The organism is Streptomyces sp. NPDC044033 (assembly GCF_056434425.1).
In genome coordinates this window covers 1-24,062 of the sequence record NZ_JBWKFF010000032.1, presented here as the reverse complement: position 1 = coordinate 24,062, position 24,062 = coordinate 1, and the positions used below count along the sequence as shown (strand labels likewise).

The 24,062-nt window shown below is 72.0% G+C and carries 20 protein-coding genes and 1 pseudogene; 7 read left to right on the top strand and 14 right to left on the bottom strand.

The genetic code is table 11. From position 1 onward, the window contains the following. Positions 1-1,389, bottom strand: coding sequence for a glutamine synthetase family protein (locus AC07AB_RS36460; protein WP_478576225.1), 1,389 nt, complete (start codon positions 1,387-1,389; stop codon positions 1-3). A gap of 72 nt (positions 1,390-1,461) precedes the next feature. Here AC07AB_RS36460 and AC07AB_RS36455 point away from each other — a divergent pair, with 72 nt between their 5' ends. The 4 genes from AC07AB_RS36455 (at position 1,462) to AC07AB_RS36440 (ending at position 5,638) form a co-directional block, all read left to right on the top strand. Next, complete coding sequence (locus tag AC07AB_RS36455; RefSeq protein ID WP_478576223.1) at positions 1,462-2,181, top strand: FadR/GntR family transcriptional regulator; 720 nt, start codon at positions 1,462-1,464, stop codon at positions 2,179-2,181. Between the two features lie 132 nt (positions 2,182-2,313). Beyond that, entirely contained in the window at positions 2,314-3,780 is a 1,467-nt protein-coding gene (gene eat, locus AC07AB_RS36450; protein WP_478576221.1) for an ethanolamine permease, read from the top strand. Positions 3,781-3,818: 38 nt separating this feature from the next. After that, complete coding sequence (locus tag AC07AB_RS36445; RefSeq protein WP_478576219.1) at positions 3,819-4,523, top strand: gamma-glutamyl-gamma-aminobutyrate hydrolase family protein; 705 nt, start codon at positions 3,819-3,821, stop codon at positions 4,521-4,523. An 86-nt stretch (positions 4,524-4,609) separates the two neighbouring features. Further along, positions 4,610-5,638: a methyltransferase gene (locus AC07AB_RS36440; RefSeq protein ID WP_478576217.1), complete on the top strand. Its 1,029-nt coding sequence runs from the start codon at positions 4,610-4,612 to the stop codon at positions 5,636-5,638. A 401-nt stretch (positions 5,639-6,039) separates the two neighbouring features. Here the strand turns inward: AC07AB_RS36440 and AC07AB_RS36435 are convergent, their stop codons facing one another. Beyond that, positions 6,040-7,017, bottom strand: a complete 978-nt coding sequence (locus AC07AB_RS36435; RefSeq protein ID WP_478576216.1) for a LysR family transcriptional regulator — start codon at positions 7,015-7,017, stop codon at positions 6,040-6,042. Between the two features lie 70 nt (positions 7,018-7,087). Between AC07AB_RS36435 and AC07AB_RS36430 the strand changes: the two genes are divergently transcribed. Further along, the gene (locus AC07AB_RS36430) at positions 7,088-8,203 is read left to right on the top strand and encodes a TDT family transporter (protein WP_478576215.1); all 1,116 of its coding nucleotides are present in this window, start codon (positions 7,088-7,090) and stop codon (positions 8,201-8,203) included. On the opposite strand, the gene AC07AB_RS36425 is transcribed toward AC07AB_RS36430, so the two are convergent. The 4 genes from AC07AB_RS36425 to AC07AB_RS36410 all read right to left on the bottom strand — a co-directional run bounded on the left by AC07AB_RS36425 (position 8,172) and on the right by AC07AB_RS36410 (position 14,238). Beyond that, entirely contained in the window at positions 8,172-8,915 is a 744-nt protein-coding gene (locus tag AC07AB_RS36425; protein ID WP_478576213.1) for a helical backbone metal receptor, read from the bottom strand. The two genes, AC07AB_RS36430 and AC07AB_RS36425, sit on opposite strands and share 32 nt — an antisense overlap. A gap of 44 nt (positions 8,916-8,959) precedes the next feature. Next, a complete protein-coding gene (locus AC07AB_RS36420) occupies positions 8,960-9,706 on the bottom strand; it encodes an IclR family transcriptional regulator (RefSeq protein ID WP_478576211.1) in 747 nt (248 codons plus the stop codon). 781 nt (positions 9,707-10,487) lie between these two features. Beyond that, complete coding sequence (locus AC07AB_RS36415; protein ID WP_478576209.1) at positions 10,488-13,115, bottom strand: ABC transporter permease/substrate binding protein; 2,628 nt, start codon at positions 13,113-13,115, stop codon at positions 10,488-10,490. Then, positions 13,108-14,238, bottom strand: coding sequence for a quaternary amine ABC transporter ATP-binding protein (locus AC07AB_RS36410; RefSeq protein ID WP_478576207.1), 1,131 nt, complete (start codon positions 14,236-14,238; stop codon positions 13,108-13,110). Before AC07AB_RS36410 ends, AC07AB_RS36415 begins: the two co-directional genes overlap by 8 nt. A 230-nt stretch (positions 14,239-14,468) precedes the next feature. On the opposite strand from AC07AB_RS36410, the gene AC07AB_RS36405 reads away from it, so the two are divergent. Both AC07AB_RS36405 and AC07AB_RS36400 read left to right on the top strand, forming a co-directional pair. Next, complete coding sequence (locus tag AC07AB_RS36405; RefSeq protein ID WP_478576315.1) at positions 14,469-15,374, top strand: 5'-3' exonuclease; 906 nt, start codon at positions 14,469-14,471, stop codon at positions 15,372-15,374. A 48-nt stretch (positions 15,375-15,422) separates the two neighbouring features. Further along, on the top strand, positions 15,423-16,274 hold the full coding sequence (locus AC07AB_RS36400; RefSeq protein ID WP_478576205.1) for a siderophore-interacting protein: 852 nt from the start codon (positions 15,423-15,425) through the stop codon (positions 16,272-16,274). Positions 16,275-16,440: 166 nt separating this feature from the next. On the opposite strand, the gene AC07AB_RS36395 is transcribed toward AC07AB_RS36400, so the two are convergent. From AC07AB_RS36395 to AC07AB_RS36360, 8 genes and pseudogenes are all read right to left on the bottom strand, one after another. Further along, a complete protein-coding gene (locus AC07AB_RS36395) occupies positions 16,441-19,269 on the bottom strand; it encodes a DEAD/DEAH box helicase (RefSeq protein ID WP_478576203.1) in 2,829 nt (942 codons plus the stop codon). A 198-nt stretch (positions 19,270-19,467) separates the two neighbouring features. Further along, positions 19,468-20,448, bottom strand: coding sequence for a twin-arginine translocase subunit TatC (gene tatC / locus AC07AB_RS36390; RefSeq protein WP_478576201.1), 981 nt, complete (start codon positions 20,446-20,448; stop codon positions 19,468-19,470). Positions 20,449-20,512: 64 nt separating this feature from the next. Then, positions 20,513-20,800: a Sec-independent protein translocase subunit TatA gene (tatA, locus tag AC07AB_RS36385; RefSeq protein WP_478576313.1), complete on the bottom strand. Its 288-nt coding sequence runs from the start codon at positions 20,798-20,800 to the stop codon at positions 20,513-20,515. A gap of 216 nt (positions 20,801-21,016) precedes the next feature. Beyond that, positions 21,017-21,223: a hypothetical protein gene (locus AC07AB_RS36380; RefSeq protein ID WP_478576200.1), complete on the bottom strand. Its 207-nt coding sequence runs from the start codon at positions 21,221-21,223 to the stop codon at positions 21,017-21,019. A 36-nt stretch (positions 21,224-21,259) separates the two neighbouring features. After that, a complete protein-coding gene (locus tag AC07AB_RS36375; protein ID WP_478576198.1) occupies positions 21,260-21,499 on the bottom strand; it encodes a hypothetical protein in 240 nt (79 codons plus the stop codon). 35 nt (positions 21,500-21,534) lie between these two features. After that, positions 21,535-22,482, bottom strand: coding sequence for a helix-turn-helix transcriptional regulator (locus AC07AB_RS36370; RefSeq protein WP_478576197.1), 948 nt, complete (start codon positions 22,480-22,482; stop codon positions 21,535-21,537). 17 nt (positions 22,483-22,499) lie between these two features. Then, entirely contained in the window at positions 22,500-23,522 is a 1,023-nt protein-coding gene (locus AC07AB_RS36365; RefSeq protein ID WP_478576196.1) for a helix-turn-helix transcriptional regulator, read from the bottom strand. A 114-nt stretch (positions 23,523-23,636) separates the two neighbouring features. Next, positions 23,637-23,924: pseudogene (locus AC07AB_RS36360) on the bottom strand (FKBP-type peptidyl-prolyl cis-trans isomerase); the annotation flags it as partial. Positions 23,925-24,062 lie beyond the last annotated feature (138 nt).

Genomic DNA, 24,062 nt, shown 5'->3' with positions numbered 1-24,062 from the left:
TCACATGCGCTCGAAGGAGCGGAATCGCTCCCAGTCCGTCACGGCGGTGTCGTAGGCGTCCTGTTCCACGCGCGCCGCGTGGAGGTAGTGCTCGACCACCTCGTCGCCGAAGGCGGCGCGGGCCACGGTGCTGGCGGACCACAGGTCGGCGGCCTCGCGCAGGGTCACGGGCACGTGTTCGGCGTCGCCCGTGTAGGCGTTGCCGGTGCACGCGTCGGGGAGTTCCAGTTCGTTCTCTATGCCGTGCAGTCCGGCGGCGATCATGCCCGCGACGGCGAGGTAGGGGTTGACGTCGCCGCCGGGCAGCCGGTTCTCGAAGCGGTGGGCGTGGCCGCGGCCGACGACGCGCAGCGCGCAGGAGCGGTTGTCGGGGCCCCAGGCGACGGCGGTCGGGGCGAACGAGCCGGGGCGGAACCGCTTGTACGAGTTGATGTTGGGCGCGTACAGCAGGGTGAGGTCGCGCAGGGCGGCGAGCTGCCCGGCGAGGAAGTGCTCCATGGTCCGCGACATGCCGTACGGGCCGTCGCCGCCGGCCAGGACGGACCGCCCGGCCTCGTCGCGGAGCGAGAGGTGGATGTGGCAGGAGTTGCCCTCGCGCTCGTCGTACTTGGCCATGAAGGTGAGCGCCTTGCCCTCTTGGGCGGCGATCTCCTTGGCGCCGGTCTTGTAGACGGAGTGCTGGTCGCAGGTGACGAGGGCCTCGTCGTAGCGGAAGGTGATCTCGTGCTGGCCGAGGTTGCACTCGCCCTTCGCGGACTCCACGGTCATGCCGGCCGCGCCCATCTCGTTGCGGATGCGGCGCAGCAGGGGCTCGACGCGGCCGGTGCCGAGTACGGAGTAGTCGCCGTTGTACTGGTTGGCGGGGTGCATGCCGCGGTAGCCGCGGGTCCAGGCGTCCTCGTAGGTGTCGTTGAAGACCATGAACTCCAGCTCGGTGCCCGCGTACGCGCTCCAGCCGCTGCCCGTGCGGTCCAGTCCGGCCTGGCGGAGCCGGTCGAGCTGGTGGCGGAGGATCTGCCGGGGCGAGGCGGCGACGGGCGAGCCGTCGTGCCAGACGAGGTCGGCGGTGACCATGGCGGTGGCGGGGTTCCAGGGGGTGCGGCGCAGGGTGGAGGCGTCGACGCGCATCGCAAAGTCGCCGTAGCCGCGGTCCCAGGAGGACATGGCGTAGCCGTCGACGGTGTTCATGTCGGTGTCCACGGCGAGGAGGTAGTTGCAGCCCTCGGTGCCGTGCTCCAGCGCGTCGACGAGGAAGAAGCGGGCGGCGAACCGCTTGCCCTGGAGCCGCCCTTGCATATCGGTGAAGGCGAGGACGACAGTGTCGATCTCCCCGGTGTCGACGAGCGTGCGCAGCTCGTCGACCGGGAGCGGGGGCGTGCGGTCTGCCACGGGATGGCCTCCTGTCTGCGCAACCGGAGTCATAAGGTAGGCCCGTAGACCATTGGTTGGGAAGGGGGCTCGATGAACGGTGCTGAGGATCGTCTCGCGACGGTGCTGCGGCCGGTGCGGGCGGGCAACGGCTTCGAGGAGGCGCTGGAGCAGATACTCCAGGTCGTCCGGCTGGGTCTGGTGCCGCACGGCGAGCGGCTGCCGGCCGAGCGCGAGCTGGCCGAGCGGCTGCACATCAGCCGGGTGACGCTGCGCGAGGTGCTGAAGGTGCTTCAGGACCAGGGGCTGGTGGAGAGCCGGCGCGGCCGGTACGGCGGCACGTTCGTACGGGCCCGTGCCGAGTCCACCGGGGCGGAGGAGCTGCGGCGGCGGCTGGTGGCGGTGGACGTCGAGGACACGTTGCGCTTCCGGGAGGTGCTGGAGGTGGGCGCGGCCGGGCTGTGCGCCTCCCATGGGCTGGCGCCGGAGCAGGCGGCGCGGCTGCGGGCGGCTCTGGACGCGACGCACGACGCGCCGCTGGCGGACTACCGGCGGCTCGACACGATGCTGCATCTGACGCTGGCGGACGTCGCGGGGTCGGCGACGCTGGCCGCGCAGTACGCGGCGGTACGGGCAACGGTCAACGATCTGCTGGACTGCATCCCGCTGCTGGTGCGGAACTTGGAGCACTCGCAGCAGCAGCACGCCGCGCTGGTGGAGGCGGTGCTGGACGGGGACGCGGACGGGGCGCGCGAGGTGATGCGGGAGCACTGCTGCGGGACGGCGGCGCTGCTGCGGGGGTTTCTCAGCTGACGGGCGGGGAGCCGCCGACGGGCGCGACGGGCCGCCGCCGAAAGATTGCGGGGCGCAAGGGGGTTGCTTTCCGGCCGCCGCCGCGACAAAGGTATGGCTTCGGACCTTAACCCTCGTAGGCAGGAGCGGTTCATGCCCGATCGACCCGATCGCACGGAGTCCCCCGCCGCGCCGCCTGCCGCCGGCTCCGCCGCCGACGCGTACCTCGCAAAGCGCGCGCTGCGCCGCGGCAGCGCCGGGCCGCTGCTGCTGACCGGCCTCGGCGTGGCCTACGTCGTCTCCGGCGACTACTCGGGCTGGAACTTCGGCCTGGCGCAGGGCGGCTTCGGCGGGCTCGCGGCCGCCGCCGTGCTGATGGGCCTGATGTACACGTGCATGGTCTTCTCGCTCGCCGAACTGGCCTCCGTGCTGCCGACCGCCGGCGGCGGCTACGGCTTCGCCCGCCGCGCGCTGGGCCCGTGGGGCGGCTTCCTGACCGGCACCGCGATCCTCATCGAGTACGTGCTGGCGCCCGCCGCCATCTCCATCTTCATCGGCGACTACGTGGAGTCCCTGCACCTGTTCGGACTCACCTCCGGCTGGCCCGTCTACCTCGCCTGCTTCGCCGTGTTCATCGGCATCCACCTGTGGGGCGTCGGCGAGGCGCTGCGTTTCAGCTTCGTCGTCACCGGCATCGCCGTCGCCGCCCTTCTCGTCTTCGCCGTCGGAGCGTTCACCGACTTCGACGCGGGCCGGCTGACCGACATCCCCGTGCATACGGACGCTTTGGGCGCCGGCTCCTGGCTGCCGTTCGGGATCCTGGGCATCTGGTCGGCGTTCCCGTTCGGCATGTGGTTCTTCCTGGGGGTCGAGGGCGTACCGCTGGCCGCCGAGGAGACGAGGGACCCCGCGCGCACCCTGCCCAAGGCGATGGCCATCTCGATCTGCGTCCTGCTGCTCCTCGCCCTGCTCACCTTCCTCGCCTCGACGGGCGCGGGCGGCGCGAACGCCATGAAGGACGCGGGCAATCCGCTGGTCGCGGCGCTCCAGCCGGACGGCCACCCCACCGCCTTGAGCCGGATCGTCAACTACGCGGGGCTGGCAGGCCTGGTGGCGTCCTTCTTCTCCCTGATCTACGCCGGTTCGCGACAGCTCTTCGCGCTCTCGCGGGCCGGCTACCTCCCCCGCTTCCTCTCCCTCACCAGCCGCCGCAAGGCCCCCTATCTCGGCCTGCTGGTGCCCGGCGTGCTCGGCTTCGCCCTGGCCGCGGCGACCGGGGACGGCGCGCGGATGCTCAACGTCGCGGTGTTCGGGGCCACCATCTCGTACGCGCTGATGTCGCTCTCGCACATCGTGCTGCGCCGCCGCGAGCCCGCACTGACGCGCCCGTACCGCACCCCCGGCGGCATCCTCACCTCCTCCATCGCCTTCGTGCTGGCCTGTTCGGCGCTGGCGGCGACGTTCCTGGTGGACAAGGACGCCGCGTTCATCGCGCTGGGGGTGTACGCGGTGGCGCTCTGCTATTTCGCCTTCTACTCCCGGCACCGGCTGGTGGCGTCCGCTCCGGAGGAGGAATTCGCGGCGCTGGCCGAGGCCGAGGCGGAACTGGACCGTACGTAAGAGCCCGTGCCATCTCCCCGAGCGACTGGAGGACATCCGTGACCGGCCCCTTGATCGGCATCAGCACCTACCTTGAGGACCCCGTGCGCTGGCGCGTGTGGCAGCTGCCGGCGGCGGTGCTGCCCGTCGGGTACCACCGGCTCGTACAGCGCGCGGGCGGGCTCGCGGCGCTGCTGCCGCCGGATGACCCGGCGGCGGCGGACGCGGTGGTGGCGCGCCTGGACGGCCTGGTGATCTCGGGCGGACCCGACGTGGCCCCGGAGCGGTACGGGGCCGAGCGGCTCCCCGAGACCGGGCCGTCCGCGCCGGAGCGCGACGCCTGGGAACTCGCCCTGATCGAGGCCGCGCTGGACCGGGGCACGCCGCTGCTGGGCATCTGCCGGGGCCTTCAGCTGCTCAACGTGGCGCTGGGCGGCACGCTCGTACAGCATCTGCCGCATGTGGTGGGGCACGGCGGGCACAGCGGTCCGCCCGGGGTCTTCGCGTGGCACGGGGTGAAGCCGGTGCCCGGCACCCTGCTCGCGGCGGCGCTGCCGGAGGCGGTGTCGGTGCCGACCTTCCACCACCAGGCGGCGGACCGGCTCGGCGCGGGGCTCGTGCCCAGCGCGTACGCGGAGGACGGCACGGTGGAGGCGGTGGAGCTGCCGGGGGCGCGGGGCTTCGCGCTGGCCGTGCAGTGGCATCCGGAGGCGGGTGACGACGTCCGGGTGATGTCCGCACTGGTGGCGGCGGCCGGGGGCTGATCCACTGGGAGGTGGTGGCCGTCTCCTTTCGGCCACCACCCCCGGGGCGCGGCCCCCGGGCCCCGGCCCAGCGCGAGGAGGACGCCGTGACGGACCCGGGCACCCCCGCCCCGCCCCACCGGCTGATGGACATCGCGACCGGGCTCTGGGCGGCGAAGACCCTCGCCGTCGCCACCCGGATGGACCTGTTCTCCGATCTCTCCGCCGCCCCCGGCCTCCCGGTCGCCGAGGTGGCCGCCCGCCACGGCATCGCGGAGCGCCCGGCGGAGCTGCTGCTCACGGCCTGCGCGGCGCTCGACCTGCTGGTGCGCGAGGGCGAGGGCTACGCCAACACCCCCGAGGCCGAGACCTACCTGGTACGGGGCCGGCCGGACTACTTCGGCGACGCCGTACTCTCCCTCGACCGGCGGTACGCGGGCTGGATGCGACTGGACGAGGCCGTGGCCGGGAACGTCCCCACCAACTTCGACCCGCGGGCCAAGGAGTCGATGTTCGACGACCAGGACGCGGCGCTGAAGAAGACCTTCTGGTCAGCGATGTACACCCTCTCGGCGCCGAGCGCCCGGGCGCTCGGCGAGGTCCTGGACCTCGGCGGAGTGCGGCGGCTGCTGGACGTCGGGGGCGGCGGGGCCGCGTTCGCCATCGAACTCTGCCGCCGCTACCCCGAACTGTGCGCCACCGTCCTCGACCTGCCGTTCGTCTGCGAGCTGACGCGTGAACGGGTCGAGGGGGCCGGCCTCGGCGACCGGATCGCACTGACGCCGGGCGACTTCCTGCGCGACGCCGCCCTGCCGACCGGGCACGACGCGGTGCTGCTGTCGCAGATCATGCACAACTGGGACGAGCCGACCAACCGCTCCATCCTGCGCAAGTGCCACGCGGCGCTGCCGCCGGGCGGGCTGATCGTCATCAGCGAGCTGCTGGTGGACGACACCAAGGACGGCCCCCGGCTGCCGGCCCTGATGAGCCTCAACATGCTGGTGAGCACATGGGGCCAGAACTACACGCCGGGCGAGTACGGGCGGTGGCTGACGGACACCGGCTTCACAGACGTACGCACCGTGCGGTTCTCGTCCCCGAGCGCGGACGGGGCGGTGGTGGGGGTGAAGGCATAGACGCCGCTCGCGCCGACCGGAGCGCTCACAGCCGCGCCGAGCTCCGGATTCCCGGGCAGGTAACGGGAGTTCACCGGCACCACCGGGCAGTACGTCCAGCGCACCGAGGCCGTGCGGGCCCGTCACCGGCTTGAAATCCAGGTCCCGCGGCGATCGCGGGCCTGGGACAGAGCCATCCGGGGACTGAGGGCAGCTCAGCCGGCTGCCTGCGGAGTGCCCAGAGAACGGGCGAATTCGGCAAGAGTCCGCCCGCGACCACATGGCGGCCGTACAGTCCGAGAACTGCCGGTACCCCACCGGCCACCAGGCCGCCATCGGCACCGGCACGCGCCTGTTCGCCATGGCCGGCCGACCGCCGCCGGGCCTCCGCGGTCGACCGCCCTCCGCGCGTATCGCCCCCGTCACCCACTCCCCCGCGTAAGCCCCAGCAGATCACGCACCGGGCCCGCCGGGCGCTGGCCGGTGGGCCAGACCGCGCGGAGGTCGCGGCCGAGGCGGACGGATTCGATGGGGACCTTGACGAGGCGGTGGGCGGCGAGTTCCTCGCCGATGGCGAGTTCGCTGAGGACCGAGGGGCCGGCGCCGCTGACGACCGCCGCCTTGACCGCGGTGGTGGAGGCGAGTTCGAGGAGGGGCGCGGTCAGCCCGCCGTGGTCGGCGAGGGCCGCGTCGAGGACCTGGCGGGTGCCGGAGCCCCGTTCGCGGAGGATCAGCGGGGTGGCGGCGAGTTCGGCCGGGGCCGGCGGGGTGCGCCGGCGGGCCCAGGGGTGGGTGGGGGCGACGACCACGACCAGGTGGTCGTGGCCGATGACGGTGCCGTCGAGGCCGGGCGCCACGCGCAGCCCCTCGACGAAGCCGATGTCGGCCGCGCCGCTCAGGGTGCGTTCCGCGACGGCCGCGGAGTTCCCGGCGAAGAGGGAGACGGCGGTGTCCGGGCGGCTGCCGCGCAGGGCGATCAGCCAGCCGGGCAGCAGGTATTCGGCGATGGTCATGCTGGCGGCCACCCGCAGCCGCGAGTCCCGCCGCCCGCGCAGGGCCTGCGCGCCCACGTCCAACGCCTCGGCGGCCTCCACGACGCGCCGCGCCCAGTCCGTGACGAGCGCCCCGGAGGGGGTGAGGGTGGAGCCGCGCGGCGAGCGCTCCACGAGGGCGAAGCCGAGCATCCGCTCCATGGAGCGGATGCGGCTGCTGGCGGCGGGCTGGGTGACGCCGAGTTCGCGGGCCGCGCGGCCGAGGCTGCCGAGGCGGGCGACCGCGAGGAGCAGTTGCAGCGCCGCGAGGTCGGGCACCCGGTGCGCGAGGGGCCCACTGTGGGGGTGCGGGTCGGCGCCCTGCCGCGCCCGGTGGTCCTGCCCGGTGTCCGCCTGCCCATCGCTCATAAAGCCAGTTTATGCCCTCATAGACACAAGATCCCTGGTGGGCGGGGCCGGGGCGGCGCATGTTGGTGCCATGACCACTATCGCGCAGCCGCGCTCCCGCCCCCTTGCAGAGAACCGCCCCCGCGGGTCCGTCCGCATGCTCGGACCCAACTGGTACGCGGCCGTCATGGGGACGGCGATCGTCGCGAACGCGGGCGCCAGTCTGCCGCTCCACTTCTGGGGGCTGCGCACTGCGTACCAGGTCGTCTGGGCGCTGGGCGCGGTGCTGCTGGTCGTGCTGCTCGTCGGGCGCGGCGCGCACTGGGCCCGCCACGCCGACCAGGCGCGCAAGCACCTCCTCGACCCGGCCGTCGCGCCGTTCTACGGCTGCCTGGCGATGGCGCTGCTCGCCGTCGGCGCGGGCAGCCTGTCGGTCGGCGCGGACGTCATCGGCGTCTCGGCGGGGGTCGCCGTCGACACGGTGCTGTGGATCGCGGGTACCGCCATCGGGCTCGTCGCCGCGTCCGCCATCCCGTATCTGATGGTGACCCGGCACAAGGTCGACGCGGGCACGGCCTCGCCGGTGTGGATTCTGCCGGTGGTCGCGCCCATGGTGTCCGCGGCCTGCGGCCCGGCCCTGATCGCCCACCTGCCGTCGGGCCAGTGGCGGGAGACGCTGCTGCTGGGCTGCTACGCGCTGTTCGGGCTGTCCCTGCTCGCCACCTTCATCATGCTGCCGGTCATCTTCGCCCGCCTCGTCCACCAGGGGCCGCTGCCGCTGGCCCTGACGCCGACCATGTTCCTCGTGCTCGGTCCGCTGGGGCAGTCGACGACCGCGGTCAACAACCTCGCCGACGCCGCGCACGGCGCGATCGACGGCACGTACGCGCACGCCATGACCCCCTTCGCGGTCCTGTACGGCGTGCCGGTGATGGGCTTCGCGCTGCTGTGGCTGGCGATCGCCACGGCGACGGTGGTCCGCGCCTTCCGGAACGGCATGACCTTCTCGATGACCTGGTGGGGCTTCACCTTCCCCATCGGCACCTGTGTGACGGGCGCCGCGGGACTGGCCAACCACACCGGGCTGCGCTTCTACACCTGGCTCGCGGTGGCGCTGTTCGCCGTGCTGGTCGTGGCGTGGCTGGTGGCCGGGGTGCGCACGCTGCGCGGGGTGCTCAGCGGCGCGCTGCTCGCAGTGCCGCGCTGAGCACGGCGGGCGCCTCGGCCAGCGAGGGCCCGTACCAGGTGAGATGACGACCGCTGACGAGGGCGGCGGGCAGAGCCGCGGGGAAGGCTTCGGGCCCGTCGTCCTTCGTGAAGCGGTACGGCTCGTCCGGGAGCACCACGAGGTCGAGGCCGGCGGCGCGCAGCTCCTCGATCGGAACGCGCGGGTAGCGCTCGGTGTGGGTGGCGTAGGCGTTGTCGACGCCGAGCCGGGCCAGCAGGTCGCCCGCGAAGGTGTCGCGGCCGAGCACCATCCAGGGCCGCCGCCAGATCGGCACCGCCGCCCGCAGCCGGACGGGCGCGCGTACCGGGTCCCGCCAGGCGGCTTCCGCCCGGTCCAGCCACTGGGGCCGGGCCAGCCCGCAGCCGTCCGCCAGGACCCGCTCCAGCTCGCTGAACGCCTGCTCCAGGGTGCGCACTTCGGTGACCATGACGCGCAGGCCCGCGGCGCGCAGCGCGGCCAGGTCGGGCTCCCGGTTCTCCTCCTCGTTGGCGATGACGAGGTCGGGGGCGAGCCGGGCGATCCGGTCGGTGTCGGGGTTCTTGGTGCCGCCGACGCGTGTGACGTCGAGATCGGCGGGGTGGCCGCACCAGTCGGTGGCGCCGACGAGGAGGCCCGGCGCGGTGACGGCCACGGCTTCGGTGAGCGAGGGCACGAGGGACACCACGCGCCGTACGGCAGTGCGACGGGTCATCGCCCCACCTTACGAGTGCGACGGGTCATCGCCCCACCGTACGGTCAACGCGTGCGCAGCGCCGCGCTGATGGCCTGGCCGGCCTGGGTCAGGGGCTCGGCGAGGCACGCCAGCCGGGCCGCCGAACCGGTCACGGCGCAGACGGACGCCACGACGGTCTCGTCCGCGCCGAACAGCGGGGCCGCCGCGCAGAACACGCCCGGCATGATCTCCTCGCGGTCGAAGGCGACGCCCTTGTCCCTGATGGCGGCGGCGGTACGGGCCCAGGATCTCGGCAGCGGGCCCAGCGGCAGGCCGGGTTGGGCGCCGGCCACGAGCACCTGGCCCGCGGCCGTCGACCACGGGTACATCGCGCCGGGGCGCTGCGGCGCCACCCCGTCGGCCCGGCCCCCGATCCCGGCGACGACCATGGTGCGGCCCTCGCGCAGCACGCAGAGGCCCACCGTCGTGCCGGTGGTGTCGGCGAGGTGCCGTACGGGCGCGCGGGCCGCGCCGAGCAGGGCGGGGTGCGGCTGCCAGCGCCGGCCGAGGCGGAAGATGCGCGAGCCCATGCGATAGCGGTCGCGGAACCGTTCGACGGCCCCGAGCTCGACGAGCTGCGACAGCAGCCGGTGGGCGGTGGCCTTCGGCAGGCCGCTGTCGGCGGCCAGCCGGGTGAGTCCGGCCTCCCCCGCCCGTTCCACCGCTTCCAGCAGGGAGAACGCGCCTTCCAGAACTCCGCGTCCCCCGACGGTTGTCCTCACGGCCGGCCGCTCCAGTTCGGGAAGGCGGCCGGTGTTGCTGAACGACAAGGTTCTCTCCCCCCGTGCGCGCCCGCCGGCTCGCGGCGGTGGCGCCCGTCCCTACCACTCAATTGGCCTTCGGCGGTCGCCGCCAGCCCGTATCCGGCCAATGGCCCGCGTAACGGGCGGTCCGGGGGTGGTGGATGGTCGTCCCCGGGCCCGCGTGGTGGTGCCGCCGCTGTGCCCTTGGGCCGCCCGCGCCCGGGGCGTCCGGGCGCCGTCCGGCGCTTGTCCCCCCGTGAGTGGTCAGTCGCTCTCCGCTCGCGACGCGCCGGGCCCACCCGTACAGGAAGGCGGGCCCGGCGGTTCCCGGCGGCCGTTCAGCAGACGCCCCCCTTGGCCGGCGCGGTGCCGACTTCACTCCCCTGCGTGAGGTCGCGCTCGCCCGAGCCGTTCGGGCCGCCGGCGGTGAAGCGGCCCGGAGCTCCTGGATTCCGGTCGTGAAAGCGGTGCCCACCGTGGTCGTTCCGCGCTTCCTTCAACGCCTCGAAACCTTCTCCGACTGGGTCGATATTCCGCGAGGCGCTCGCCGCGCACAAGGCCGATTCCGCTGAGCGGACCCTTTGCCGGAGGGCGCGCGTCATTCCGCCGCCGCCTGTCAAGTAGCCCTCGCGCATTCATAGTTGAATCTGTCTACCGGCCTCGGTCCTATGTACAGCGGCACGCTCACGCCGTCGGGCGCGGGTGGTCCGCTCTGTCCGCGCCAATACGGCGAAGAGCCCCGCCCCCGGTACGAGACCGGAGGCGGGGCTCCCGCGCGAGCCGCTTCGCAGGGCGAGCGGCGGAACCGTTACGAGCCGACAGGAGCCAGCTTGTCGACGGTCCCCGGGTGGTCGTCCATCCACTTCCGGGCGGACGCCTTCTCGTTGCCCTTGCCGCCCTTTTGGATCTGGTCCTCCAGGGACGCGAGGTCCTTGTCCTCCATGTGGAAGTTCTTCAGCCAGCCGTTGAGCTCCGGGAAGTCCGAGCCGAAGGCTTTCTTGCCGACGACGTGGATCTTCTCGCCCTTGCCCCAGGCGCCCTTCGGGTCCTTGAGCTTCTTCAGGTCGTACTTGTTGTACGCCCAGTGCGGGGACCACAGCGGAACGACGATCGGCTTGTGCTGCGCGATCGAGCGGTCCAGGTCGGCGAGCATCGTGGCCGTCGAGGAGGAGACGAGCTTGTAGTCGCTGTCGAGCCCGTAGGCCGGCATGACCTTGTCCTTGAGGATGCCCATCTCACCGGCGCTGGACTCGATGCCGGTGATCTTGCCGCCGAACTCGCTCGCCTTGTCCTTGAGGTCGTCGAGCGTGTTGACGTCCTTCATGTAGGACGGCACGGTCAGCTCCAGCGACGTCGGCCCGTACCACGCGCCGATATCGGAGAGTCTGTCTCCGTACTTGTCCATGTACTGCTTGTGCGTGGTCGGCAGCCAGGAGTCGAACTGGACGTCCATCTGCCCCTGCGCCAGCGCCGTGTAGAGCGGGCCGGGGTCGAGCTGCTTGACCTTCGGCTTGTAGCCGCGGTCCTCCAGGATGTTCTCCCAGAGGTACGTGGAGGCGATGGCCTCGTCCCACGGGAAGTAGCCCATGTTGACGGCCTTGCCGGCGTCCTTGCCCTTCGCAGCCGAGCCCTTGCCCTTGGGCAGCGGCGCGAGGGTGTCCGCGACCTTCGGGTTGTCCTTGAGCCAGGTGCGGACGCCGTCCTGCTCCTTGCCCTTGCCGGCCGACTGGATCGTGTTCTCCAGGGTGGAGAGCTGCTTCTCGTCCATCTTGAAGTTCTTCAGCCAGCCCGCGACCGTGGGGTCCTTGGACTCGAAGCCCTTCGCGGCGACGGTGTGCAGCTCGTCGCCCTTGCCCCAGGCGCCCTTCGGGTCCTTGAGCTTCTTCAGGTCGTACTTGCTGTACGCCCAGTGCGGGGACCACAGCGGAACGACGATCGGCTTGTGCGCGCTGATCGAACGGTCCAGGTCAGCGAGCATCGTCGCGGTCGACGAGGAGACGATCTTGTACTCGCCGTCGAGCCCGTACGCCGGGAAGATCTTGTCCTTGAGCAGGCCCATCTCACCGGCGCTGGACTCGATGCCGGTGATCTTGCCGCCGAACTCGCCGGCCTTGCCCTTGAGGTCATCAATCGTGTTGATGTCCTTCATGTAGGACGGGACGGTCAGCTCCAGCGACGTCGGCCCGTACCAGGAGCCGAGGTCGGTGAGCTGGGAGCCGTACTTGTCCCAGTACGCCTTGTGCGTCGTCGGCAGCCAGGCGTCGGTCTGGAAGTCGATGTCGCCCTTGGCGATGCCGGAGTAGAGCGGCCCGGGGTCGAGCTGCTTCACATTCGGCTTGTAGCCGCGCTGCTCCAGCAGTTCCTTCCACAGGTACGTGGAGGCGATGCCCTCGTCCCACGGGATGTAGCCCATGTTGATCTGCTTGCCGTGGCCCACGTCGGTGGCCGCGGAGGCGCTCGGCTTGTCGTCGTTCTGGGCCAGGTTCATGCCGCCCGCTATGAGCGCGAGGACCACGACACCGACGGTGGCGACCGCCGTGCCGGGCCGGTAGTGCAGGAACTTCGCGCCGCGCATGGCGGCCGCGGCCTTGGCCAGCGCGCGCCGGCCGAGCGGGGAGACCCGCTGGTTGAGCGCGCCGGTCATCCGGTCCAGGTACATGGCGAGGATGACGACGGCCAGGCCGCTCTCCACACCGCCGCCGATGTTGACCTGGGTGACCGCGGCGTAGACCTGCTCGCCGAGACCGCCCGCGCCGGCCATGCCCGCGATGACGACCATGGACAGCGCCAGCATGATGACCTGGTTGATGCCGGCCATGATGGTGGGCAGGGCCAGCGGCAGCTGGACCCGTATGAGCGTGTCGCGGGGGGTCGTGCCGAACGCCTCGGCGGCCTCCACCAGCTCGCCGTCGACCTGCCGGATGCCGAGCTCGGTCATCCGGACGCCGGGCGGCATCGAGAAGATGATGGTCGCGATCAGGCCCGGCATGGGGCCGATCGAGAAGAACATCACGCCGGGGATCAGGTAGACGAAGGCGGGCATCGTCTGCATGAGGTCCAGCACGGGCCGCAGCACACCGCTGACGGTGCGGTTGCGGGCCGACCAGATGCCCAGCGGCACCGCGATCACGATCGTGATGACGGACGCGACGAGCACCAGCGAGAGCGTCGCCATCGCGTCGTCCCACAGCTGGAGCGAGTCGATCAGCGCGAAGCCCACGAACGCGAGGACGGCGGGCACCAGGCCGCGCAGCCAGAACGCGATGACCGCGAAGATACCGGCCATCAGCAGCGGCTCGGGGGCGCCCAGCACCTTGTCGACGCCGTCGTACATCCCCGTCAGCACCTGGCTGACGAAGTCGAAGAGCCACTCCATGTGGGTCTGGAGCCACTTGACGGCGTCCTCGACCCAGCTACCGAAGTTGAGTCTAGGCACCGGCGATCACCTTCGCCTTGGCCTCGCCGCTGGGCGGTTCCTCGCTCGGCGCGGTGTGCGGCTGCTCACCGAGGACCGACAGCAGCCGTTCGCGGGTCACGACGCCCGCGAGCGCGCCGTCGGCGCCGGTGACGGCGACCGCGTCGTCGCTGCTGGAGCAGGGCGTGAACAGCTCGGCGATCGGGGTCTCCGTGGTGACCGTGGCGGGCGCCGCGTCCAGGACGTCCTGATCGGTACGGACCGTGCTGCCGTTTCCGGCGCGGGAGCCCATGGCGGTGCTCGGCTCGGCCATGATCGATCCGGCGGTGAGCACCCGGGACCGGTCGACGTCCTGGATGAAGGAGGCGACGTAGTCGTTGGCGGGGCGCACCAGGATGTCCTCGGCGGTGCCGTTCTGGACGATCCGGCCATCACGCATGACGGCTATTCGGTCGCCCAGGCGCATGGCCTCGTTGAGGTCGTGGGTGATGAAGATGATCGTCTTCTTCAGCCGGGCCTGCAGTTCCAGCAGCTGGTCCTGCATGTCACGGCGGATCAGCGGGTCGAGCGCGCTGAACGACTCGTCCATCAGCAGCAGGTCGGCGTCGGTGGCGAGCGCGCGGGCCAGGCCCACGCGCTGCTGCATGCCGCCGGAGAGCTCGTCGGGCCAGGACTTCTCCCAGCCCTTGAGGCCGGCCAGCTCCAGCGCCTCGACGGCACGGCGGTCGCGCTCCTCGCGCGGGACGCCCTGCACCTCTAGGCCGTAGGCCGCGTTCTCCATGACACTGCGGTGCGGGAAGAGCGCGAAGTGCTGGAAGACCATGCTGATCTTCTGCGAGCGCACCTTGCGCAGTTCGCGCGGGGTCAGTTCGGTCAGGTCCTGCCCATCGAAGAGGACGCGTCCGCTGGTCGGCTCCGAAAGCCCGTTCAGCATGCGCAGCAGCGTGGACTTACCGGATCCGGACAGACCCATGACAACGAAGATGTGGCCGGCCTCGACAGAGAACGAGGCATCGATCACGGCCGCGGTGGTGCCGTCGGAACGCAGCTCTTCGCGGCTGGTGCCGCTTTCGAGCCGTTTCACGGCGGCTTCGGGTCGTCTGCCGAACACTTTGTACAAGTGCTCGGCTTGCAGCCTGGACACATACACCTCTCGAGTTGAACTCAAAACGACCCGCCTCCCCCGTGGGCGGGTCGTGGAGCGGTGCGGATTCGGCCGCGCGTCCGAGTAGCAGTAGTAGTTGAAATCGCTACCGGGTCCGCTCCGATTTCGCGCCTGCCCCCGCTCGATCGAAGCAAACCGGACCGTGACCCAGTTCACGTTTCCTTCACATTCGACGGATGCGGCATCATCGACGGGTGACGCGACGCCTGATGCTCCTCGACACCGCCTCCCTCTACTACCGCGCCTACTTCGGAGTGCCGGAATCGGTCAGGGCGCCGGACGGCACCCCGGTCAACGCGGTGCGCGGCCTCCTCGACTTCATCGCCCGCCTCGTACAGGACCACCGGCCGGACGCCCTGGTCGCCTGCATGGACTTCGACTGGCGGCCGCAGTGGCGGGTCGACCTGATCCCCTCCTACAAGGCGCACCGGGTCGCCGAGGAGGTCGCGAGCGGCCCCGACGCCGAGGACACGCCCGACACGCTGTCCCCGCAGGTGCCGGTGATCGAGGACGTACTGGACGCCGTGGGCATCGCCCGCGTCGGCGCCGAGGGGTACGAGGCCGACGACGTGATCGGCACGCTGACCGGGCAGGCGCGGGGGCCGGTCGCGATCGTCACGGGCGACCGGGACCTCTATCAGCTGGTGGACGACCGGCGCGGCATCCGCATCCTCTACCCGGTCAAGGGCGTGGGCACGCTACAGATCGTGGACGAGGCGCTACTGCGGGAGAAGTACGGGGTCGACGGCCCCGGCTACGTCGACCTCGCGCTGCTGCGCGGCGACCCCAGCGACGGCCTGCCGGGGGTGCCCGGCATCGGCGAGAAGACCGCCGCGAAGCTGCTCGCGGCCCACGGCGACCTCGCCGGGATCATGGCCGCGGTCGACGACCCGGCCTCCCGGCTCACCCCTTCGCAGCGCAAGCGGCTCGACGAGGCCCGGCCCTACATCGCGGTCGCGCCCAAGGTGGTGCGGGTCGCCTCGGATGTGCCGCTGCCGGAGTTCGACGCCGCGCTGCCGCGCGAGCCGCGTGACCCGCGGGCCCTGGAACAGCTGACCGCCGAATGGGGGCTGGGCGGGTCCGCCCAGCGACTGCTCTCCACTCTTCGCGGCTGAACTGTTAAGTTAGGTACAACTAACCATTGGCGTGTCAGGGGAGATGACGTGGCAGCAGAACGCCCGGTCCGCAAAAAGCCGCAGCAGAACCACGCCCAGGTCATCCGGACCGAGCGCCTCACCCCGCACATGGTGCGGGTGGTGCTCGGTGGCGAAGGTCTGGCGAAGTTCAGCGCCGGCGAGTTCACCGACCACTACATCAAGATCGTGTTCCCGCTCGACGGTGTCGAATACCCCGAGCCCTTCGACATGGCCCAGATCCGCGCCGATCTGCCGCGCGACCAGTGGCCGGTCGTACGGACGTACACCGTGCGCGGCTGGGACCCGGCGGCCCGCGAGCTGGCGGTGGACTTCGTCGTCCACGGCGATGAGGGCATCGCGGGCCCCTGGGCCGTGAACGCCCGCCCCGGCGACGAGATCTTCTTCATGGGCCCGGGCGGCGCCTACGCCCCCGGCGAGGACGCCGACTGGCATCTGCTCGCGGGTGACGAGAGCGCGCTGCCGGCCATCGCCGCGGCCCTGGAGCGGATGCCCGCGGGCGTGCCCGTACGGGCCTTCATCGAGGTCGCGGACGCCGCGGAGCAGCAGGAGCTGAAGCTGCCCGCCAACGCCGAGGTGGTCTGGCTGCACCGGGGCGCGGTCCCGGTCGGCGAGCAGCTGGTCGAGGCCGTGCGCGGGCTGGAGTTCCCGGCCGGGGACGTGCAGGCGTTCGTGCACGGCGAGGCGGGGTTCGTGAAGGAGCTGCGGCGCTATCTGCGCGTCGAGCGCGAGATTCCGCGCGAGCGGCTGTCGATCTCCGGCTACTGGCGGCGCGGCCACGACGAGGACGGCTGGCAGGCGTCCAAGCGCGAGTGGAACCAGCAGGTGGAGGCCGAGCAGGAGTCCGCACCCGCTTCCTGAGCGGCGGCGGGACGACGGCAGCGGCGGGCCCCGGTCGGGGCCCGCCGCAGTCGTGTACGGGCAAACGGCTCGCGGCAGCCCTCGGACGTGCGCGGCCCGCGACCGCCGCGAGCCTCTGGCCGCCGCGGCCCGCGCCCGGCGGCCAGGGGCCCGTCGGCCTGGCCCGTCAGCCCACCGAGGAGTACGCCACCACGCCCCGGAGCAACCCGTCGACGGCCCGGCGGGCGTTCCGGGCGACCGTGGTGCCGGGGGGCGCGGCGGCCGCGATCTGGCCGAGGACGTCGATGAGCTGCTTGCACCAGCGGACGAAGTCGCCGGCCGGCATCTCGATCTCCCGCAGGACCTCGTCGAGGCCGTGGCCGGAGGCCCAGCGGTAGGCGGCCCAGGCGAAGCCCAGATCGGGCTCGCGCTGACCCACCCCCTCGGCCTGGTTGATCTTGTGCTCCTCCTCCAGGGCGTCGAGCCGGCCCCAGATGCGGACCATCTCGCCCAGGGCCCGCTTCGCGTCGCCGGTGGGGAGCTTCGGCGGCATCGCGTCGTCGGCGGCACGCGCCTCGTACACGAGCGCCGAGGCGCAGGCGGCGAGCTCGGCGGGGCGCAGCCCCTCCCACACGCCGTCGCGCAGGCACTCCGAGGCCAGCAGGTCCAGCTCGCCGTAGAGGCGGGAGAGCCGGCGGCCGTCCTCGGTGACCTCGTCCCCCCGCAGATAGCCGAGGTCGGTCAGCAGCGCGCAGATACGGTCGAAGGTGCGCGCGATGGTGTTCGTACGGCCCTCGATGCGCCGCTCCAGCTGGCGGGTGTCGCGGTGGAGGCGGTCGTAGCGCTCGGCCCAGCGCGCGTGGTCCTCGCGGTCGTCGCAGCCGTGGCACGGGTGGGCCCGGATCGCGGTGCGCAGCCGCAGGATCTCGGTGTCGTCGGCGGCGGCCGCCCGCTGCTTGCGGTGCCGCCCCGGCTCGATGTGCCCGGCCTTGGTGCGGAGCGCGGAGGCGAGATCGCGGCGGGACTGGGGGCTGCGCGGGTTGAAGGACTTGGGGATCCGCATCCGCTCCTGCGCCTCGACCGGCACCGGGAAGTCGATCGCGGCCAGCCGCTTGACCTGCCGCTCCGCGGTGAGGACGAGTGGCCGCGGCCCGTCGTGGTGCTCGAAGCCGCGGTGCCGGTCCGTACGGCCGGCGGGCAGCCCGGGGTCCAGCACCAGCGCGAGGCCCGCGTACTTGCCGGTCGGCACATGGATCACATCGCCCGGCTTGAGCTTCTCCAGCGCCGCCGCCGCGGCGACCCGGCGCTGGGTGGCGCCCTGCTTGGCCAGGTCGGTCTCGCGGTCCTTGAGCTCACGGCGCAGCCGCATATACGCGTCGAAGTCGCCCAGGTGGCAGGTCATGGAGGCCCGGTAGCCCTCCATGCCCTCCTCGTTCTTCTGCACCTGGCGGGAGATCCCGACGACCGACTTGTCGGCCTGGAACTGCGCGAAGGACGTCTCCAGCAGCTCCCGCGAGCGGTGCCGCCCGAACTGCGCGACCAGGTTGACGGCCATGTTGTACGAGGGCCTGAAGGAGGAGCGCAGCGGGTACGTGCGCGTGCCGGCCAGCCCCGCGAGGCCGGCCGGGTCCATGGCCCGCTGCCACAGCACGACCGCGTGCCCCTCGATGTCGATGCCGCGCCGTCCGGCGCGGCCCGTCAGCTGGGTGTACTCGCCGGGGGTGATGTCGGCGTGCTGCTCGCCGTTCCACTTGACGAGCTTCTCCAGCACCACCGAACGGGCGGGCATGTTGATGCCGAGTGCGAGGGTCTCGGTGGCGAAGACGGCCTTGACCAGGCCCTTGACGAACAGCTCCTCGACGACTTCCTTGAACGTCGGCAGCATGCCCGCGTGGTGCGCGGCGACGCCCCGCTCCAGGGCCTCCAGCCACTCGAAGTAGCCCAGTACGTGCAGGTCCTCGTCGGGGATGGCGGCGGTGCGCTCCTCCACGATCGACCGGACCCTGGCGCGCGCCGCGTCGTCGTTGAGCCGGAGCCCCGCGTACAGGCACTGCTGGACGGCGGCCTCGCAGCCCGCGCGGCTGAAGATGAAGGTGATGGCGGGCAGCAGCCCGTCCGCGTCGAGGCGCTCGATGACCTCGGCCCTGCTGGGCGTCCAGATCCGGCTGCGCTGGCGGCGCTCGCGCTCGCGGTCCGCCTCGCGCAGGTTCTTGCCGCGGCGGCGGTCCCGGGCGCCGGACGGGCGGCTGTTCTCCATCCTGGCCAGCCGCACGAGGTCGGGGTTGACCTCGCGTCTGCCGCTGCTGCTGCCGCTCCCCGGGGCGCTGCGCTCCTCGAAGAGGTCGTACATCCGGCGGCCCGCCAGCACGTGCTGCCCCAGGGGCACGGGGCGGTGCTCGGAGACGATGACCTCGGTGTCGCCGCGCACGGTGTCCAGCCAGTCGCCGAACTCCTCCGCGTTGGAGACGGTCGCCGACAGGGAGACCAGGGTCACCGACTCCGGAAGGTGGATGATGACCTCCTCCCAGACGGCGCCGCGGAAGCGGTCGGAGAGGTAGTGCACCTCGTCCATGACCACGTAGCCCAGGCCGGTCAGCGACTGGGAGCCCGCGTAGAGCATGTTGCGGAGCACCTCGGTCGTCATGACGACCACCGGTGCCTCGGAGTTGACGCTGTTGTCGCCGGTCAGCAGGCCGACCTTGTCCGCGCCGTAGCGCTTGACGAGGTCGCTGTACTTCTGGTTGGAGAGCGCCTTGATGGGCGTGGTGTAGAAGCATTTCCGGCCCTGCGTGAGGGCCAGGTGGACGGCGAACTCGCCCACGATGGTCTTGCCCGAGCCGGTGGGGGCGGCGACCAGCACGCCCTTACCGGTCTCAAGGGCCTCACAGGCTTCGATCTGGAAGGGATCCAGCTCGAAGTCGTACATCTCGCGGAAGGGCGCGAGTGCGGTGGCCAGGTCGGCGGCGCGCAGCCGGGCAGCGGCGTAGCGCTCAGCTGGGGACATGTCGTCGGTCATCTTGTGTACGAGCCTACCGGCCGCCTCTGACAGTCATGCGATCTTTATCGGGCTCCTCGTCCGCCCAGTGCTCCGCGGGCCGCGGACGGCATTGGCTCCGCGTCGGCGAACGGGCCGCGGGCCGCGCCACGTGGGCGCCGCGCCCGCGGCCCGCAGTACCTCCGGCCGAGACCCCTGCCGGGTCAGGCCCCTGCCCGGTCAGGTGGCGTCGTCGTACCCGTTCCGCCTGGTCGGCTCGGAGCCGGTGCTGTCGTCGGTGCCGCCGGCGGACTGGCCGGGCAGCGCCTTGCTGGCCCGTACCGGCTCGATCTCGCCGACATCCGGCGGCGTGAAGTCGATATGGGACGCCTCGTCGGGGTCGAGGTCGGCGTCGGGGTTGGCGGCGCGCTTCCGCTTGTCGTTGAAGAGCGCGATGAACACCGCGATGAAGTAGAGGATGACGATCGGGACCGCCAGCGCGAGCATCGAGACAGGGTCCACGCTCGGTGTGGCGACGGCCGCGAAGACCGTGACGCCCATGACCATGCCGCGCCACCAGCCGAGCATCCGGCGACCGCTGAGAATGCCGCCCAGGTTGAGCATCATCAGCAGGAGCGGCAGCTCGAAGGCGAGACCGAAGACCACCACGAGGCGGGTGATCAGGTCGATCAGCTCATCGAGGGGCAGCAGGTTGTCCACGCCCGGCGGTGTGAACTCGATGAGGACCGTGGACGCGGCGGGCATGATCTTGTACGCGAAGAAGCCGCCGGCCGCGAAGAGCGGGGCGCCCGCGGCGACGAAGCTCAGGGCGTACTTCTTCTCGGTGCGGTGCAGCCCCGGCGCGAGGAAGGCCCACAGCTGGTACAGCCACACGGGGCTCGCGACGACGACGCCGGACATCAGCGACACCTTGATCATCAGCGAGAACGGCCCCATGAGGCCGGACATCGTGATGTTGCCGCAGGTCTGCCGCTTGTCCTTGGTGGCGAGCTCCGCGAACGAGACCTTGCAGCCGATCGCGTCCTCGATCGGCTGCTTGAAGAGCTCGATGATGTCTTTGTAGTAGAAGGCGGCGATCACCGCGATGACCATGATCGCGAGCACGGCCTTGGCGAGACGGTTCCGCAGCTCGCGCAAGTGCTCCGCGAGTGGCATCCGCCCCTCGGGGTCCTTCTCCTTCTTGCGGGCAGGCTTGAGCAACCCACGTCCCTATCTCGTGCGTCCGGCGGCAGTACTGGACGGCCGCCTCAAAGTCGGCCCTCGGTCAGCGCTGCGTCGTGCTGTCGGTCGGCTCGGCCACCGGACGGGCGCCGGTCACGTCGCCGGGAGCGGCCTTGATCGTACGGGGAGGCTGGGCCGCGTCCTGCGGCGGGTCGGCCGGGGCGGCCGATTTGTCCTGGCCCTCCGACTTCATCGCCTTGGCCTCGCTCTTGAGAATCCGCGCGGACTTGCCGAGCGAGCGCGCCATGTCCGGAAGCTTCTTCGCGCCGAACAGCAAGACCACGACGACAAGAATCAGGATGATCTCTGGAGCACCGAGCTTTCCGAACAACATAAGCGTTACCTTCTCACCGAGGCGGCATGGAATGGGTCTGTGGGGCCAGTCGGACAGGCGTCCGGCTCCGCCGTGCTGGCAGCGATCGTAACGCGCAGGGGTGAACGCTGGGCAATCCCTGTGCGTACTCCCGATTCCGCCCCCCGCCTCGAAATCAGCGCCACCGGCACTTCAGCGTACCGTCCGGGACGGCCCGGCAGCAGAGCGCGACGCTCACTCCGAACGGAGGGTCTGCGACGCGTGCGAGGCGAGCGGGGCAGCCGCGCGTTCGAGGTCCTCGGCGGCCCGGGTGATCTGCTGCGAGGCCGTGTCGACCTGCCGGGCGAGCCGCCGCACTTCGGTGAAGACGCGCAGCGCGAGCACGCCGAGCACGGCGATCCCGCAGAAGGCGAGGGCGATGGCGATCATGGGCCAGAGCATGGGGAGGAGCCTATCGGGCCGGGGTGGAGCGGGCGCTCACACGGTGGAGTGCAGCCGCAGGGTGCTGACGCCGCCGCCGGTGAGCAGCTCGATGATCCGCTCGCCGGCCGGCTTGCGGACCGAGGAGCCGCAGTCGGGGCAGGTGAAGGAGTAGAAGGTGGTGCGGCGGCTGGCCCCGATCGCCAGGCGCAGCGCCCCGGCGCCCAGCTCGAAGCAGCCCCGGCAGTCGGGACAGGCGGCCTTGAAGAGCACCGCCGCCTTCGTCATCGCCGTCATCACGACCCCTTCTCCGACGTCTCTCACCACTCGTGTCACTCGCCGTACGCCGCGAGGGCCTCGCGGGCCGCGGCGCGCGCGCTGTCGGCCAGCCCTTGCGGGGAGACGATCCGCCCGTCGCCGCCGAGCCGCAGCGCCAGGCGGCGCAGCGAGGCGGGCTCGGGGGTGCGCAGGGTGATCCGCAGGCCGCCGCCGGGCAGCTCCTCCGCGCTGTCGTGCGGGTAGTACTCGGCGACCCAGCGGCCGCCCGGCCCCACCTCGGCGACCACCTCGGGGTCCTCCGCGGCGGGCTGCACCAGCCCTTCGGAGAGGTCGCGCAGCTCGACGGGGGGCGGGTCGCTGGGCTCGTCGAGGAGCTTGATCTCGGCGACCCGGTCGAGGCGGAAGGTGCGCCGCGCCTCGGAGAGCCGGCACCACGCCTCTACGTACGTATGGCCGACGGCGAAGAGCCGGATCGGGTCGACCTCGCGCTCGGTGAGCTCGTCGCGGGCGGGCGAGTAGTAGCGCAGCCACAGCCGGCGGCGCTCGGCGATGGCCCGGTCGACGTCGGCGAAGACGCCGCCCTCGGACTCGAAGGTGACCGAGAGCCGGGAGCTGGCCCCGGCCGCCTCGCCCGCCGCGGTCTCCAGCTTGGCGGTGGCGCGCAGCAGCGCCTGCCGGTCGCCCTCGCGCAGGCCGGGCAGGGTGGCGACGGCGCGGGCGGCGACCAGCAGCGCGGTGGCCTCGTCGGCCGCGAGGCGCAGCGGCTCGGCGACGTCGTCGGGGTTGTGCCACCAGATGCGGTCGCCGTCGGTGTCGATGTCCAGGAGGTCGCCGCCGCGGAAGCTGGTGCCGCACATGGGGAGCACGTCGAGGTCGGAGATCAGCTCGTCCTCGGAGATGCCGAAGGCGCGGGCGACGTCGGTGACGCGCGCGCCGGGGCGCTCGCGCAGATAGGTCACCAGGGAGAGCATCCGGCGGGTCTGGTCGATGGCGTTGGCCATTTCGCTGTGTGTACCTCTCAGCCCGTGGCGACGGCGCGCAGCCGCTCGATGACGTCGGCCCGCAGCTCGGCGGGTTCCAGCACGATCACATCGGGGCCGAACTCGACGAGCCAGGCATCCAGTCCGTGTCCGTACGGAACCTCCAGCTCGTCCCAGCCGTCTGTCAGGGCGTGGGTGGTGAGGGCCTTCGCGCGCAGCGGGTAGCCGTGGCCGGCGCGCAGCTTGATGCGGGCGGTCGCGGTGGCGTTCTCTCCGGCCCAGCTCTCCACCGTCTCGCGGACGGTCACGTGGTCGGGCACGGGGGCGGTGTAGGCGGCGGCACGGGAGCGGACCTTACCGGTGATGCGGGAGAGCCGGAAGACCCGCTCGGCGCCGCGGTCGCGGTCCCAGCCGGCCAGGTACCAGTGGCCGCGGCAGAACTCCAGCGTCCAGGGCTCGACCTGGCGCCGCTCGGGGCGCGCGGCGTTCGCCTTGCGGTAGTCGAAGACGACGGGGCGACGGTCACGGGCGGCCAGCATCAGGGGTTCGAAGGCGGCTTCGTGGGCGGCGATCCGCGGTTCGAGGGCGCCCGGGCTCTCGTACGGGTCGGCGTCGGCGAGCGGCATCCCGGCGGCGCGCAGCTTCTGGAGCGCGCCGCTGGCCGCTCCCGCGAGCCGGGCCTGCTGCCAGACCTTCGCGGCGAGACCGAGGGCCGCGGCCTCCGCGGCGTCGAGCGTGATGGCGGGGAGGCGGTTGCTGTCGCGGCGGGCGAGGTAGCCGGTGTCGCCGTTGAGCATGTCGACGGTCTCGATGATCAGGCCGAGTTCGCGCAGGTCTTCCTTGTCCCGTTCGAACATCCGGTTGAAGGACTCGTCGCCGCCGGACGTGATGGCGCCGGACCGTAGGGCCGCGCCGGTCCCAGGCCCCCCGCCGCTCCCCGGACCGAACGCCTCCAGGTAAGCCTCGATGGAGCTCCGCAGCTCCCGCTTGCTGAGCGGACGGCGGGTCCCCAGCAGGCACAGCGCCAGATTCATCAGCCGCTCGGCCTTGGCAATCGCCATCGACGCCCTCTCTCGTTGTGCTCCCGACCGCTGACCGTACCGCTCGCGGTACGTGCCGCAAAAGCCGAGGGCCCATGCCGGTCGGCATGGGCCCTCGGACGTCGGTGACGAGGCTCAGACGGAGACCAGGTCGCAGACGAAGATCAGCGACTCGCCCGGCGCGATCCGGCCACCGCCGGCGCCGCGGTCGCCGTACGCGAGGTGCGCGGGGATCGTCAGCCGGCGGCGTCCGCCGACCTTCATGCCCTGCACGCCCTGGTCCCAGCCGGCGATGACCTGGCCGGCACCGAGCTGGAACTGCAGCGGGGTGCCGCGGTTCCAGCTCGCGTCGAACTCCTCGCCGCTGGAGAAGGCGACGCCGACGTAGTGCACGGAGACGCTGTCCCCGGCCTTGGGGGGGGGGGGGGGGGGGGGGGGGAGGGGGGGGGAGAGGGGGGGGGGGGGGGGGGGGGGGGTGGGGGGGTACGTGCAATTAGGACACAGGGCGGTAGAGAGCGTCCTGGTCGACGCCCGTGCGGGGAGCGAGGTCCGGGAGGGCGC